12 protein-coding genes are annotated in these 15,009 nt (G+C 75.6%); 9 read left to right on the top strand and 3 right to left on the bottom strand.

What is annotated here, in order from left to right:
* Positions 1-1,534: type VII secretion protein EccB (eccB, locus tag ABZW03_RS23530; RefSeq protein ID WP_355261579.1), on the bottom strand; the 1,534-nt coding region annotated here is incomplete at its 3' end.
* Between the two features lie 226 nt (positions 1,535-1,760).
* Here eccB and ABZW03_RS23525 point away from each other — a divergent pair.
* The 4 genes from ABZW03_RS23525 (at position 1,761) to ABZW03_RS23510 (ending at position 6,014) form a co-directional block, all read left to right on the top strand.
* Complete coding sequence (locus tag ABZW03_RS23525; protein ID WP_355261576.1) at positions 1,761-3,290, top strand: NAD(P)/FAD-dependent oxidoreductase; 1,530 nt, start codon at positions 1,761-1,763, stop codon at positions 3,288-3,290.
* The gene (locus ABZW03_RS23520) at positions 3,287-4,690 is read left to right on the top strand and encodes a glutamate-cysteine ligase family protein (protein WP_355261573.1); all 1,404 of its coding nucleotides are present in this window, start codon (positions 3,287-3,289) and stop codon (positions 4,688-4,690) included. Before ABZW03_RS23525 ends, ABZW03_RS23520 begins: the two co-directional genes overlap by 4 nt.
* Positions 4,691-4,842: 152 nt before the next feature.
* A complete protein-coding gene (locus tag ABZW03_RS23515; RefSeq protein ID WP_355261570.1) occupies positions 4,843-5,031 on the top strand; it encodes a hypothetical protein in 189 nt (62 codons plus the stop codon).
* A gap of 245 nt (positions 5,032-5,276) precedes the next feature.
* Positions 5,277-6,014 (top strand): class I SAM-dependent methyltransferase, encoded by a 738-nt coding sequence (locus ABZW03_RS23510; RefSeq protein WP_355261567.1) that lies wholly within the window; start codon positions 5,277-5,279, stop codon positions 6,012-6,014.
* Between the two features lie 24 nt (positions 6,015-6,038).
* Here ABZW03_RS23510 and ABZW03_RS23505 read toward each other — a convergent pair whose 3' ends face one another.
* Entirely contained in the window at positions 6,039-7,412 is a 1,374-nt protein-coding gene (locus ABZW03_RS23505) for an FAD-binding oxidoreductase (RefSeq protein WP_355261564.1), read from the bottom strand.
* A gap of 339 nt (positions 7,413-7,751) precedes the next feature.
* On the opposite strand from ABZW03_RS23505, the gene ABZW03_RS23500 reads away from it, so the two are divergent.
* The 5 genes from ABZW03_RS23500 to ABZW03_RS23480 all read left to right on the top strand — a co-directional run bounded on the left by ABZW03_RS23500 (position 7,752) and on the right by ABZW03_RS23480 (position 13,499).
* The gene (locus ABZW03_RS23500) at positions 7,752-8,597 is read left to right on the top strand and encodes a ferritin-like domain-containing protein (protein ID WP_355261561.1); all 846 of its coding nucleotides are present in this window, start codon (positions 7,752-7,754) and stop codon (positions 8,595-8,597) included.
* Positions 8,598-8,764: 167 nt separating this feature from the next.
* On the top strand, positions 8,765-10,669 hold the full coding sequence (locus tag ABZW03_RS23495; RefSeq protein ID WP_355261558.1) for a RiPP maturation radical SAM C-methyltransferase: 1,905 nt from the start codon (positions 8,765-8,767) through the stop codon (positions 10,667-10,669).
* The gene (locus ABZW03_RS23490) at positions 10,669-11,277 is read left to right on the top strand and encodes a DUF5825 family protein (RefSeq protein ID WP_355261555.1); all 609 of its coding nucleotides are present in this window, start codon (positions 10,669-10,671) and stop codon (positions 11,275-11,277) included. The genes ABZW03_RS23495 and ABZW03_RS23490 overlap by 1 nt, the downstream gene beginning before the upstream one ends.
* Before the next feature lie 3 nt (positions 11,278-11,280).
* Positions 11,281-12,606, top strand: coding sequence for an MFS transporter (locus ABZW03_RS23485; protein WP_355261552.1), 1,326 nt, complete (start codon positions 11,281-11,283; stop codon positions 12,604-12,606).
* Positions 12,607-12,746: 140 nt separating this feature from the next.
* Positions 12,747-13,499: an SDR family NAD(P)-dependent oxidoreductase gene (locus tag ABZW03_RS23480; RefSeq protein ID WP_355261550.1), complete on the top strand. Its 753-nt coding sequence runs from the start codon at positions 12,747-12,749 to the stop codon at positions 13,497-13,499.
* Between the two features lie 43 nt (positions 13,500-13,542).
* Here the strand turns inward: ABZW03_RS23480 and ABZW03_RS23475 are convergent, their stop codons facing one another.
* Positions 13,543-14,862 (bottom strand): MFS transporter, encoded by a 1,320-nt coding sequence (locus ABZW03_RS23475; protein ID WP_355261547.1) that lies wholly within the window; start codon positions 14,860-14,862, stop codon positions 13,543-13,545.
* Positions 14,863-15,009: the final 147 nt, after the last annotated feature.

Genomic DNA, 15,009 nt, shown 5'->3' with positions numbered 1-15,009 from the left:
GGACGACGGCGCCCCCGGCGGCGGGGACGGCCGGCACGGCGGGCGCGGCCGGCGCTCCGGGGACGGCCGTCGCGCCCGGGGTGACCGATCCGACGGTGGGCGCCGCCGCACCGGTGCCCGCCTCGGCCGTCAGGGCCGCCGGGTCGAGGCTCGGCCCGGCGGGCAGCAGCGTGACCACCGCGGCCGGCACGGAGACCGGCGTCGCGCCGCCGTACCCGAGCTTCTCCACCGCCGCCGGGGGCAGCGGGTAGCGCACCCCGACCTCGGTGACCAGGTACGCGGTGCTGCCCGTGCCCGCGCCGGACAGCGCCCGCACCAGGGCGCCGCGGCCCGGCCGGACGGCGATCCGGTCGGCGACCGCGCAGGCCTCGGCCGGTGCGCCGGTCGCCGGTCCGGGCGGCGCCGCCGGGGGGCCGCCCGCCTCGGCCCGGCTGGCGGGCAGCACGGTGACGGCGGTGGTCGGGGCGGCCGCCCCGGTGTGCAGGTCGGCGCAGACGCCCTCGCCGTGCAGCGGGGTGACCAGCGCCGGCGGCGCCTCCGGGAGCCCCGGGGACAGCGGCCCGCCCGGGGCGGTGTGCCCGGCGAGGTCCATCGGGCCGATCGGCGCGGCCGTCGGGGCGGCGTTGCCGTAGGCCTCCTTCTGGGTGCGCGGGTCGCCGCGCAGCAGCTCGTACAGCGTCGTGGTGAGCGGGGCCAGGCCCGTTCTGGTCAGCAGGTAGTGGGCGCCGCCGGCCGCCTCGAAGAGCTGGCCGACCCTGGTCGGCTTCCCGGCCAGCACCGGCCCCGGCTCGCCGCGCCCGGGGACGGCGGGCGCGGCGAGGTCGGGCCCGGCGGGCAGTGCGTTCAGCACGCCGGGCGGCACCGGGAACGGGCTCGCGCCGCCGTAGCCGAGCGCCTGGAGCGCCTGGTTCGCGGTGTCGACGCGCAGCCGCTGGCCCTGCCAGAGCAGGTGCGTCGAGCCGTCCGGGAGGGCGGCCAGCAGGCCCTGGTTCGGCGCCAGCGCCTTCCCCTCGGCCGCCGGGTCCACCAGCAGTCCGAGCCGGGGCGCCGGGGCGCCGGTCGGGCCGGGCTGGACGGTGCCGCAGACCAGCCAGGTGGCGCCGCCCAGGTCGGCGGTGGGCGGCAGCCCGTCCGGGGCGCCGACGATCCCGACCGGGGCGCCGCGCGGCGCGTCCGCGATCGCCTCCCGGCCCACCTGCCGCACCGTCATCCGCTCACCGGCCAGCAGCCTGGCGCTGGTGTCGTTCAGCACCGGGTGCAGCTGCCCGCCGACGGAGAGGTAGCGGGCGCCGGTCTCCCGGACCACCACCAGCGTGCCGGGCTTGGCCCAGCCGTCGGCGCCGCCGGGCCGGATCACCCCGTACACCGCGACGCCCAGCCCGATCAGCACGCCCACCGCGAGGCCCGTCATGGTGCCCCGGGTGGTGCGCCCGGTGGGGGTGTCCGGCGCGTCGGGCTCCGCCCGCAGCATGCCCGACGCCAGCCTGCTCATCACGAACAGGTGCGCCTGCACCTGGTCGCGTCGGGACTGCATCCAGTTCCTCCCCGGTTCCTCCCGGACGCGCCCGCTGCTTCGCGGCCACACCGCTGCGCGCGCCCACTACGGTCCTACGGCCCCCGCCCCCGGCCGGGTTCACCGGTCCCACCCGGCGCCGCCTGCGGTCGCCGGCCGTAACCCGCATCGGCGCCCCGAAGTGGCAGCCGTGGGGCACCTGCCCGAGGCTGGGGCAGGGGTCCCGCCTCAGAGGGGTACGGTGCCGATGTTCGAGACCAGCTTTGCGTTCCCGCGTTCGCTGGAGGAGCCGGTGGCCGGCGCCCGGGGCCGGGTGGCGGTGATCGGGGCGGGCGTCGCCGGGCTGGTGTGCGCCTACGAGCTGCAGCGCCGCGGGTTCGACGTCGCCGTGTACGAACGGGCGAACCGGCCGGGCGGACGGGTGCGCACCCACCGCTTCTGGGACGGCACCCACGTGGACCTCGGCGCCATGCGCATCCCCGGCAACCACCACTGCGTGCTGCACTACGTCTCCCGCTTCCGGCTGGCGACCCGCCCGTTCGTCAACGCCAACCCGCGCGCCTACTACCACCTGCGCGGCCGCCGGGTCCGGGTCCAGGACGTGGCGGCGCTGTTCCCCGCGTACGAGCTGCGCCCGGCCGAGCGGCGGGCCCCGGCCCCGCTGCTGGACCACCTGCTCGGCTCGATGTGGCGCACCCTGACCCCCGAGCAGCAGCGCCGCACCCTGGAGGGCCACTGGGACGACCCGGCGCTGGAGCGGGCGGCCTCGGTGTCGCTGTGGCAGTTCGTCCACGAACACCTGTCGCAGGACGCCTGGGACCTGGCCGGCCACGCCAGCGGCCTCGCCCACTACGAGCAGTCCTCGCTGCTGGAGGTGCTGGTCGACTACTTCGGCCTGTTCCACCACGGCCAGATCGAGCTGGTCGACGGGCTGGACGCGCTGGTCCACGCCTTCGTCGGCGCGCTGCGCCCCGGGACGCTCCGGCTCTCCACCCAGGTGGACGAACTGCGGCTGACCACCGACGGCGTCCGGCTCCGCGGCCGGCGGATCGGCGCCCGACTGCACGAGGACGTCGACTACGTGGTGTGCTGCGTCCCGGCGCCCGCGCTCGACCGGATCACCGTCACCCCGAACCTGCCGCACGCCCAGCGCCACGCCATCCGCGGCATCAGCTACGCGAGCAGCACCAAGACCGTCCTGCACCTCACCCGCCGCCGCTGGGAGCTGGAGGACGGCATCCACGGCGGCGGCAGCTTCACCGACCTGCCGATCCAGCAGTGCTGGTACCCCTCGGACAACGCGGTGCGGGCGAAGGGCGGCGTCAACGGCTCCGGCCCGCGCTGGGCGGCGCGCGACCCGCTCCGCTCGGCCGAACCGACGGCCCTGCTCGGCGCCTACCTGTGGGGCGCCAACGCCCGCCGTTTCGCGGCGCTGGAGCCGGCCGACCGGGACGCGGTGGTGCTGGACTGCCTGGAGCGGCTGCACCCGGGCATCACCGGGGACGTGGACGACATCGTGCACTGCAACTGGGACGTGCAGACCGGCATGGGCGGCGGCGCCTTCGCCCATCTGACGCCCGGCGAGCACACCCGCTACCTGACCGTGCTCGGCTCCCCGTTCCCGGCGGAGCGGCCGCGGGTCTTCTTCGCCGGCGAGCACCTGTCCGGTGCCCACGCCTGGTGCCAGGGCGCGGCGCAGTCCGCCCTCGGCGCGGTGGGCGCGGTGCTCGACCGGGCCGGGCACCCCCGGGTCACCACCCGGGTGGGGGCGGTGTGACGGTCGCCGACCCCGACCCGGCCCTCGGCCCGGCCGCCGACCCGGCGCCCGCGCCCGCCCCCGCGCTGGACCGGGCGGGGCTGCTGGCCCCGTTCCGGCCCGGCCGCGCCGAGCTGGTCGGCGTCGAGGTCGAGTGCGGCCTGGTCGACCCGGACACCGGGCTGGCCGCCCCGTACTTCGGCGAGCGCGGCGTGCTGGCCGTCCTGGAGGCGGTGCTGGCCAGGTGGGGCGGCGAGCGGCTGGAGGACGCCGGGCGGCTGACCGGGGTCCTGCTCCCGGACGGCAGCCAGGTCACCCTGGAGCACGGCGGCCAGCTGGAGTACTCCTCGACGCCCGTCCCGTCGGTGGCCGAGGCGGTGGCCGACCTGCGCACCGCACTGGAGCGACTCGCCGAGCTGGTCGGCCGGTTCGGCCTCGCCCTGCTGCCCGGGGCCTACCTGCCGTTCGACCGGCTCGCCGACATGCGGTGGGTGCCGATGACCCGGGGCGCCATCATGCGGGACTACTTCGCCGGGCTGGGCGAGCCGGGCGGCCGCGCCCGGCACGTGATGGCGCTGTCGCTGTCCACCCAGGTCACCCTGGACTACCTCTCCCCCGCCGACTTCACCCAGAAGCTCCGGATGCAGATGGCCGCCGCCCCGGTGGTCTCCGCGCTTCTCGTCAACTCACCGATCCAGGCCGGGAGTTCGGCCGGAGGCCTGCTGTCCCACCGGTGCTGGGCCTGGCTGCGGATGGACCCGCGCCGAGGCGGGGTGCTGCCGCCCGCCCTGCGTCCCGACGTCACCGTCGAGCAGGTGGCCGACTGGGCGCTCGGCATCCCGCTGATCCACTACCGCACCCCGGACGGCCGCTACCACCCGGCGCCCCCCGACCGCACCTTCGCCGACCTGCTCCGGCACGGCTACCCGGACGGCTCCCGGCCGACCCCGGCCCACTGGGCCGCCCACCTCAACCAGCTCTGGACCAACACCAGGGTCCGCAACACCCTGGAGCTGCGCGCCTCGGACGGCCCGCCGTACCCGTTCGTCCCGGCCGTCCCCGCGCTCTGGGCCGGGCTCAGCTACCACCCCGAGTCCCGTTCCGCCGCCTGGGAGCTGCTCGGCCGCTTCACCCCGCACGACCACCGGGCCGCGCTCGCCGAACTGCCCGCCCTGGGCCTGGCCACCCGCCTCGGCGGCGTCCCGGTCCGCCCGTTGGCCGCCGAGCTGGTGCGGCTGGCCCGGGCCGGCCTCGCCGCCCGGATCGCGGCCGGCCTCGAACCGCCGCACGTCCTCGGGTACCTGGACCCGCTGGAGGAGATCCTCGCCACCGGCCGGACCTTCGCCGAGCAGTGCCGCGAGCGCTGGCACGGCGACCTGCGCGGCGACCCGGCCCGCTACGTCGCCGCCTACCGGGTCTGAGAGCCTGACGGGCGCGCGGGGCCACGCCCGCGTCAGCGGTTCGTCAGCGGCGTGTCAGCAGCCCGTCAATCCGGGGCCCGGCGCCCGCCAGGCGGGGGAAGCTGGTCGGACCACACCTGCACGAACCGCAGGTCGCCCCGGAGGTGAGCCGCATGTCCGTCCTCGCTGCGTTCCATTCCGTCGTGCCCGACGTGCGCCGCCGCGGCCAGGGCCTGCGCACCGCGTGCACCCGGGTGCTGGACCGCCTGGCCGCCAGCCCGCTCGACAGCACCGTGCTCGGCGCCCTGGGCGCACCCCGCCCGGACGCCCGGCCGGACGGCACTCGGCACCCGGGGCGCTGACCCCCGCCCCGACGCGGGCCCGGTCTTCGCCGCCCGCACGGCCGTGCTCGCCGCCGCCTCCGGCCGCTACCTGCTGCGCCGGGCAGACCCGGGGCCATAGGCCTGTCCGGCGCGCGCCGCCGTACGCGTCCGCCGCGCGCCGCCCGCGCGCACCGCCCGGCGGACGCCCGTCCGCGCTTGCCGACCGGGCCGGGGACCGATAGACACGAGCCAGACGCCCCGCGTGACATCCGGAGGTCTCCGCCATGAGCGTGACGAGTCGGTACCTGGACGCCTGGGAGGGCTTCTGGCGCGACGCGCCCGAGGAACCGGGCGCGGTGATCTGGGACGCGGAGCCGGCCCTCAGCGCCGAGCGCCACCTCCCGCTGTTCCGCCCCCACCTGGCCGACCCCGCGCTGCCCGTCGTCGACCTGGGCTGCGGCAATGGCACCCAGACCCGCTTCCTCGCCGAGCACTTCCCGCTCGTCCTCGGGGTCGACCTGTCCGCGGCGGCGCTGGACCGCGCCCGGCGCGGCGACCCGGCCGGGCGGGCCGAGTTCACCCGCCTGGACGCCACCGACGCCGAGGCCGTCCGGGCGCTCCACCGCCGCCTCGGCGACGCCAACGTGTACGTGCGCGGGGTGATCCACCAGAGCGAGCCGGCCGACCGCCGACGGGTGGTCGAGGCCATCGGCATCCTGCTCGGGGCGCGCGGCCGGGCCTTCGTGTTCGAGCTCGCCGAGGCGGCCAAGGGCGTGCTGGGCGAGCTCGCGCGCGACCCGGCCGGGCCGCCCCCGAAGCTGCGCCCGGTGTTCGCCCACGGGCTCGCCCCCGCCGAGGTCGCCGACGCGACGTTCCCCGAGCTGTTCCGGGCGGCCAGCCTGGACGTCCTGGCCACCGGCGAACTGCCGCTGGCCACCACGGAGTCCACCCCGGACGGCGCCCGGATCGAGCTGCCCGCGCACTGGCTGGTCGCCGGGCCGGGCGGCAGCGCGCCGCGCTGAGCCCCGCCCCTGGAGACCGCCGGCCTACTCGGGCCGGATGTTCAGGTTGCCGCGCAGGACGTTCGCCGGGTCGTACGCCTTCTTCACCGCCGCGAGCCGGGCGTAGCGCTCCGGGCCGTAGACCTCCCGCGCCTTCCGGTCCCCCTCGCCCTGGACGTAGTTGGCGTACGCCCCGCCGGTCCCGAAGTCCCGCAGGGACTCCACCGTCGCCCGCGACCAGGCGATGTGCTCGGCGTCCTGCGCCGGGTCGGTCCAGTGCGCCTCCGCCGTCACCTGGAAGGGCGCGGCGCGGCCGGGGAAGGCGGAGTCCTCCTCGGGCACGTCGGCGATGGCCCCGCGCAGGAACTCGAAGTCGATCGAGCAGAGCGCGGACGGGTTGGCCCTGGTCGCCTCGACCAGCCGGGCGACGGCCTCGGGCGAGAAGTCCTGGAGGTAGCAGGACTTGACGAAGTAGCGGTCGCCCTTGGGCTCGCTGCTGTCGCCGAGCGCCTGCAGCTGCGGGTACGACATCGGGATGCTGATCCGGGCCGCGGGCGCGATCTCCCGGTAGAGCGCGTCGGTGGCCGCCCGGCCCTCCTCCTCGTCCCCGTTCCACACCGCCAGGAGCAGCAGCGCGGGCTCGCCCCGCAGGTGCTCCGGTATCCAGTCCTGCTCGCCCGCGCGCTTCAGCCCGCCGACGGTGTGCAGGCCGGCCGGCTGCCGCTCGGTGTACGCCCGGTAGGCGGCCAGCGCCGCGGGGACGTCGTCCAGGGCGTAGACGCCCATGCTGAACAGGGCCGGCCCGACCGGGCGCAGCCGCAGCGTGAAGCGGGTGACCACGCCGAAGTTCCCGCCGCCGCCGCGCAGCGCCCAGAGCAGTTCGGGGTGGCTCTCCTCGGTGGCCTCGACGACCGAGCCGTCGGCGAGGACGACCTCGGCGGCGAGGATGTGGTCGCAGGTCAGGCCCCAGCGGCGGGCGAGCCAGCCGTACCCGCCGCCGAGCGCCAGTCCGCCCAGGCCGGTGTGCGAGATGACGCCCGCGGGGCAGGCCAGTCCGTGCGGCGCCGTGGCCTGGTCGAGGTCGCGCAGCAGGCAGCCGCCCTGGGCCTCGGCGGTGCGGGCCTCCGGGTCGACGGTGACGGCGCGCATCGGCGACAGGTCGATCATCAGCGCCCCGTCGGCGACGGCGCTGCCGCCGACGTTGTGGCCGCCGCCGCGGACGGTGACGTCGAGGCCGTGGGCCGCCGCGTGGCGCAGCGCCTCGCTCACGTCCGCCGCGCTGCGGCAGCGGGCGATGTGGGCGGGGCGGCGGTCGTGCATGCCGTTCCACACCGTGCGGGCCTCGTCGTACCCGGCGTCGCCGGGGCTCAGCCAGTGCGCTGGCGGTGTGGCCCGTGGCAGAACGTCGTCCTCCGGCATGGTGGCGGCTCCCGTGATCGATGCGCCGATGCGATGGCGCACACACGATAGGTGGCCCCCCGGCGGTGCGCGGGTAAAAACTTGACCACCAGTCAGCTTTCGGCCATCCTCCGCGTCGGCCCGAACCCGCCGGTACCGACCGTTCCGTCGGTCCGGCCGCCGGTGATCTCCGCTGGTCACCCGTGGAACGTCCGGTGCGCCCCGGGACGGCCGTCCACTGCCGGGATCTTGGCGCATTTGCGGGGCCGGAGCGACGAAAGCGTTCGAACAATCGGCCCTGCCGTGTTTTGCTTCCCTGCACATGACAGCGGGTCGGGTCGACGGTGAACGGGGTGAGGGATGGCAGGCACCGAGGGTGCTCCGGGCGGAACGCGCCCGTCGGGCGTGGCCCGTTACCGCACCCGCGGCGTCCCCGACCTGCACCACCGCTTCATCCGGGACGCCCGCTCGCACGACTGGGAGCCGGCTGAGGTGGTCCACCGGGCCCTGCGGGACCGCACCGACACCGCCCCGCCCTCCGAGCTCTCCTGGCTGATCGCGAGCGGCAGCACCTACGCCGAACAGGTCGGCATGGACGTGGCGGCCGGCCTGCTGCACGCCTGTCCCGAGGGCGACATGAAGCTGGTGCTCGCCACCGCGGTGGCCGACGAGGCCAAGCACTCGGCCGTCTTCCACCGCTACGCGCACGCCGTCGCCGGGTCGGTCAAGGATCCGGGGGAGGCCGTCGACGAGCTGTCGCGGGACCTCTGGTCGTTGGACGACTACACCGCCCGCTTCCTGGCCCACACCCTGGCCGAGGGGTTCGCCGCCGACGAGTTCCGCTGGTTCGACGAGGGCCTGCGCGGGGACGGCCTGGGCGCGGTGTACCGGCTGGTGCGCCGGGACGAGTCCCGCCACGTCGCGCTCGGCATGTCCTACCTGACCCACGGCCCCGGCGCGGACCGACTGCGCCGCCTGCCCGCCGAGTTGCTGCTCGCCGCCGAACAGGTCGTGCTGAAGCACAACGACGTGGACAAGCTGGCCTCGCTGGTGCACCGGCTGCTGCCCGGTACACCGGCGCCCGATGTCGCCGCCTGGCTCCGGGCGCGGCACGCCACCCGCATGCGGGTGCTCATGAACGTCCGGGACGACCGGCAAGACCTGTCCCGGCGCCGTAAATCCACGCGAGAACACATGGAGGTGTGATGGAGATCAAGAAGGTTGCCGTCCGCGCTGAGACCAAGGCGGCCAACAAGTACAGCGTGGCGACTCGCCGTACCGGCAAGTAAGCCGCACTGGTTCTACCGAGGCGGCCGTACCCCCGGTGGTACGGCCGCCTCTCCACTGTCCGAGAGAGTCCGAAAGGCCAGGGAATGCGTATCGCGCTCGTCTCCATGCCGTGGCAGGCCCTGGAGATGCCGTCGCTCCAGGTCGGCCTCCTGCACTCGCTCGTCACCCGGGAACGGCCGGGCGACGAGGTCACCGAGTACCACGGGTGGCTGCGCTGGGCCGAGTTCCTGCTGGAGCACAGTGACGGCGAACTGACCCCGACGGAGTACATGACCGTCGCCGACGACCAGGTGTTCGACGGCTTCGGCGACTGGGTCTTCTCGGGCTGCCTGTACGACGACGAGCACTGGGGCACCGAGCAGTTGACCGCCTACGCCGCCCGCACCGGCACGTCGGTCGACAGCCTGCTGCGGATGCGGCCGCACGCCGCCGGGTTCATCGCCGAGGCCGCCCGGGAGGTGCTGGCCGGCGACCCCGACGTGGTCGGCATGACCACCACCTTCCTGCAGAACGTGCCCTCGCTCGCCCTCGCCCGGGAGATCAAGCGGCTGCGGCCCGAGGTCGTCACCGTGCTGGGCGGCAGCAACTGCGACAGCGTCATGGGCCACGCCCTGCACCGCAACCACCGCTTCCTGGACCACGTCGTGCGCGGCGAGGCCGAGCGGGCCTTCCCGGCGCTGCTCGCCCACCTCGAGGCGGGCACCGCCCCCGCCGACGTCCCCGGGGTCTGCTGGTGGGACGGCGACACCTCGCGCGCCAACACCGAGGCCAAGGGCACCGTGCCGATCGGGCTGCTGCCCAGCCCCGACTTCGACGCCTGGCAGGAGTCCTTCGACGCCTCCCCGGTGGCCGAGTTCGTCGAGCCCAAGCTCGTGGTGGAGGGCGCCCGGGGCTGCTGGTGGGGCGAGAAGCACCACTGCACCTTCTGCGGGCTCAACGGCAGCCTGATGGAGTTCCGCTCGAAGAACGGCGAGCAGCTCTGGTCCGAGATCGAACGGCTCGTCCACCGGCACAAGTTGCTCGACGTCATCACGGTGGACAACATCATCAGCATGGACTACTTCCGTGACTTCCTGCCACGGGCCGCCGAGAGCGAGTGGGACCTGCGCATCCACTACGAGGTGAAGTCGAACCTCAGCCAGGACCAGATCGCCCTGCTGGCCCGCGCGCGGGTCACCCACGTCCAGCCCGGCATCGAGAGCCTGAACAGCCGGGTGCTCGGCCTGATGGACAAGGGGGTCACCGGCGCCCGCAACGTCCGTACCATGCGGGAGTGCGAGAACCACGCGCTCACCTGCGTCTGGAACTACCTCTACGGGTTCCCGGGCGAGCGCGACGAGGAGTACACGGAGATCATCGACCAGATGCCGGCCCTGCGCCACCTCCAGCCCCCGGGCGGTGCCACCCGCATCGCGCTGGAGCGGTTCAGCCCGCACTTCACCAACCCCGCGCTGGGCTTCACCGAGCGCCGCCCCGCCGACATCTACCAGCACGTCTACCAGCTGCCGCGGGAGGAACTGGAGGACCTGGTCTACCTGTTCGACGCCCCGCCCACCGGCATCCAGGGCGAGCTGGAGCGCCGCCTGGTGGAGGAGATCGACCGCTGGACGGAGGCCTACCCGGCCTCCCGGCTGCTGCTCGAAGCGGCGGACGGCGGCGACGGCGAGGAGGGCGACCTGCTCGTCCACGACGAACGCGTGGGCTGGCCGCGGCGCACCCACCGGCTGACCGGCTGGCGGGCCGCCGCGTTCCTCGAGCTGGAGCACGGCCGGACGGTCCCCGCCCTGCACCGCCGCCTGGCCGAGGCCGGGCACGACGTCCCGCCGGCCGAGCTCACCGCCTGGGGTCGTGAACTCCTCGCGCACGGACTGGTGTTCAAGGACGGCGACACCCTGCTCGCGCTGCCCACCCGGGCCGTGCCGGTCCGCGCCCCCGGCCAGGACGCCCCGCTCCTCGCCGACCTGCCCACCCCCGAGGAGGTGGCGTGATGCCGATCGCCAAGCCCTCCCTGGCCGCACCGGACCGGGCCGACCTGCCCGCCGTGCTGCCGGACGTGCTGCCCTACCGGCTGGACGGCCGACTGGTCGTGCTCACCGAGCCGGTCGCCCTCGGCGCGGGCGGCCGGCCCGCCGCCGAGGCCGTCCGGCTGCTGCGCGAGTGCCAGAGCCACGTGCTCCCGGTGCACTGGACCGCGGCCCCGGACGACCCGGCGGCCGCCGACTTCGCCCTGCACCACCTGTACCACCTGCCGCCGCCGGCCGCCCTGGCCGGGGGCCCGGAGGCCGCGGAGGCCCTGGCCGACTGGCGCGCCACCTACGGGTACGGGCGGTTCTACTACCGGCAGGGCCCGGGCTTCGTCCAGGTCAGGGACCGCCGGGACCCGGAGGCCTCGGCCCGCTTCGCCCTGGACCACCCCGACCTGGTGGCCACCTTCCGGGCCTGCCTGACCCCCACCGCCCTGGACGACCTCAGCAGTACGGGCCGTGAGGCGGTGTCCATACTGGCGTCCGAGGGCCTCGCGCTCGTCACCCGGGGCTGGGCGGTGACCCTGCCCCCACGCATCCGCCACTGGACCGTGCCCGACACAGGAGTCTGATACATGGGATCTTCCACGGCCGAGGAGTCGTCCGTACCCGCGGAGTCCGGCCCGCCCGCGGCGTCGCCCCCGGCCCCGGAATCCGTACCGCTGCGCCGGCACCGCCCGCTGCTGCTGCTGGTCACCGAGCAGATGACCAGCTCGGTGGGGCGTCAGGTCACCGCGCTGGCGCTGCCGCTGCTGGCCATCGCCCACCTGCACGCCGGCCCGCTGGGCGCCTCGGCGCTGATGGCGATGACCTACCTGCCCGGCGTCCTGCTCAGCCCGCTGATCGGCGTCGCCGTGGACCGGGCCCGGCTGCGGCGGATGCTGGTCTCGGTGTCCTGGCTGCAGGTCCCCGCCGTCGGCAGCGTGCCGCTCGCGGCCGCGCTGGACGGCCTGACCTGGCCGCACCTGTTCGCCGCGGCCGCCGCCTCGGGGGCGCTGAGCTCCGCCCAGAGCGTCGCGCTGCAGTCCTGCCTGCCCCGCGTGGTGCCCGCCGAGCGCCTGCTGCCGGCCAACTCCTCGCTCACCGGGGCCCGGACCATCGGCCTGATCGGCGGCCCGGCGCTCGGCGGCATCCTGATCGGCGTGATCGACCCGGCCCCGGCGCTGCTGGTCGAGTGCGCCGCCTACCTGGTCGGCGGGGCCCTGTTCCTCGCGCTGCCGGCCTCGCTGAACCGGTCCGCGCACGCGTCGGGCAGCGGTGCGCGGTCCCGGATCGAGGCGCTGAAGGAGGGCCTCGCGGTCATCCGGCGGGAGACCCTGCTGCGCCGCCAGGCCCTGGCTGCGGCCGGGCTCAACCTCGGCGGCGGGGCCGGCGGCGGGCTGTTCATCCTGTACGCCGACCGGGAGCTGCAGCTGCCGCCGTGGCAGCTCGGCGCGGTCTACGCCGCGTACGCCGTCGGCATGGGCACCGGCGTGCTGGTCGCGACCCGCGTCACCCGGGCGCTGGGCATGGCCCGGGCCATCCGGCTGTGCGCCGTGGGCGCGGGGGCCGCCCTCTTCCTCATCCCGGCGGCCTCCCTCGGACTGCCCTTCCCGGTGCTGGTCCTGTACCAGCTGCTGTTCGGGGTGATGGCCACCGTCTGGTCGATCGCCATGACCACCGGGCGCCAACTCGTCACCCCCGCCCACCTGTTGGGGCGCGTCAACGCCTTCCTCCAGGCCGTGCTGACCGCCACCCTGCCGGTCGGCGCCTTCGTCGGCGGCTGGCTCGCCTCCCGGGTCGGCATCGTGCCGGTGCTGGTCGGGGCCGCGGCCGTCGCCCAGGCGGGCGCGAGCAGCCTCTGGTTCCCGCGCGACATGCTCGCCGAGATCGAGCGGGCGGCGGAGGCGAAGAAGGCCTGAGGGCCCGCCGGCCCCGGGGCTTGTCGCCCCTGGGTCCTGCCGCCCGCGCGTCCTGCCGACCCCGGGGCCCTGGCGCCCCGGGGTTCTGCCGTCCCGGGTCCTGACACCCGGGGCCCTGTCACCGAAGTACGGGAGGAAGCATGACCGGCCCCACCGGAACCGTGCTCGTCACCGGAGCCAGCAGCGGCATCGGCGCGGCCACCGCGCGCCGGCTCGCCGCCCGCGGGCACGACCTGGTGCTGGTCGCCCGGCGCGAGGAGCGCCTGAAGGCGCTGGCCGCGGAGCTGTCCGAGGCGCACGGCACCGCCGCCCTCGCGGTGCCGCTCGACCTGGAGCGCACCGACGAGTTGTCCGACGCGCTGACCGGCGTCCTCGCGGCCCTGCCCGGACCGCTCGCCGGCGCGGTGCTGGCGGCCGGGCACGGCCGCGGCTACGGCCCGGTGCGGGAGACCGACCCCGCGCCGTGGGAGTCCCAGCTGCGGGTCAACCTGCTCGCCCCGATGCTCCTCACCCGCCGACTGCTGCCCGAACTGGACGCCACCGGCGGGGACCTGGTGCTGGTCGGCTCGCTGTTCGGCACCCGGCCCTCGCCCGGCTACGCGGCCTACGCCGCGACCAAGCACGGACTGGCCGGCTTCGTCCGCTCGCTCGCCGAGGAGGAACGGCCGGCCGGTGGCTGCCGGATCTGCCTGATCTCCCCCGGCGCCACCAACACCGAGTTCGCCTCGGTGCTCGCCGGGGCGGAGACCCCGAAGGTCCACGAGGTCACCGCCTGGCCGTACCACCCGCTGCTCGCCGAGGACGTGGCGGCCGCCGTCGAGTGGGCGATGAGCCGGCCCGGGCACGCCCGGGTCACGGAGCTCACCATCGACCCCACCGACGCCCGGTACTGAGCCGGCCCCGGTGGGGCGCCGCCGCCGACCGGGCGGTGGCGCCTTACCGGACGGCCTCGGCCAGGTCCGGGTCCGCGTCCGTCCCCGTCTCCGCGTCCTGACCGCGCCCGGGCAGCCGCCCGGTCGGCAGGTCGCGGTGGCGGCGGATCGGGGAGCAGAAGAGGAAGAGCGCCGCCGCCGGCACGCCCGCGGTCAGGATCCACAGCGCCGGGCGCAGGCCGAGCCAGGTGCCGAGCGCACCCCCGAGCAGGGCGCCCAGCGGCATCGTGCCGTAGTTGAGGAAGGCGGAGCTCGCGACGAGCCGGCCGAGCACGGCGCTCGGGCAGTAGCTCTGGACGAACCCGGACTTGAGGACGTTGCCCGCCACCACGCCGATCGCCACCCCGCTGTAGGCCAGCACGACCATCAGCAGGCCCCAGCCGGGGCCGGCCAGCGGGATGAGCAGGACCAGCGCCGGCAGCGCCAGCTCGAACACCAGCAGGGCGCGGCCGGTGCCCAGCCGGGCGCTGACCCGGCGCACGACGAAGGCCCCCAGCACGCCGCCGACGCCGCCGACCATCGCGAGGCTGCCGATCGTGCCGGAGGACAGGCCCAGCTCGCGGACCAGGAAGACCACGGTGAGCGTCTGGTACCCGGTCAGGGCGAGGTTGGACGCCGCCCCGAAGAGCGCCAGGCTCCGCAGGAACGGGTCGCCGAAGAGCAGCCCCAGCCCCTCGCGGATCTCCTTGACCATCGCGCCGCGCGGTCGTTCGACCCGCTCGGGGACGGACTCCCGGTGCCGGATGCCGGCCAGGCAGAGGGTCGCCAGCAGGAAGGTCGTGGTGTTGACGAGCATCCCGTTGGCCGCGCCCGCGAGCTGGATCAGCAGACCGCCGAGGCCGAGCCCGGCGATCTGCGCCGCGGAGGCGCTCCCCTGCAGCTTGGCGTTGCCCTCGGCCTGGTCGTCCGGCTTCAGGAGGTCCGGCAGGTAGGCGGTGTACGCGGTCTGGAAGAAGACCGTGGCGGCGCCCGCGAGCAGGGCGACCAGCAGCAGCTGGCCCACCCCCAGCACGCCCGCCCAGGCCGCGACGGGGACGCTGGCGAAGAGGACGAAGCAGACGATGTTGGCCCAGAACATCACCTGCTTGCGCCGCAGCCGGTCCACCCAGACGCCCACCGGCAGCCCGATGACCAGCCACGGCACCCACGGCGCCGCGCTCAGCAGGCTCACCGCGAACGTGTCGGCGTGCAGGGTCGACACGGCGATCAGCGGGAGGGCCAGGACCGTCACCGACTGGCCGAAGCGCCCCGCGGTCTCGCCGAACCAGAGGAGCCGGAAGTCCCGATGCCGGCGGAGCAAGCCACCCCGTGTGCCGTTGCCCATTGAACGCTCCGATCTCTCACCGAATGGAATCCGAACTGCCCTGCGCCGTCCCTGAGGTCTCGTTGCCTCCCGCCCGCCAACTGGCCGTCCAACGCCGAGTCCAGCCCTCCTCCAGGTCCAGACCCTCACGCCCGGACGCCACCGACA

The sequence above is a fragment of the Kitasatospora sp. NPDC004799 genome (assembly GCF_040609095.1).
Taxonomy (GTDB): domain Bacteria; phylum Actinomycetota; class Actinomycetes; order Streptomycetales; family Streptomycetaceae; genus Kitasatospora.
The sequence above is the reverse complement of the archived record's forward strand: the minus strand, read 5'-3'. Positions and strand labels throughout refer to the sequence as shown.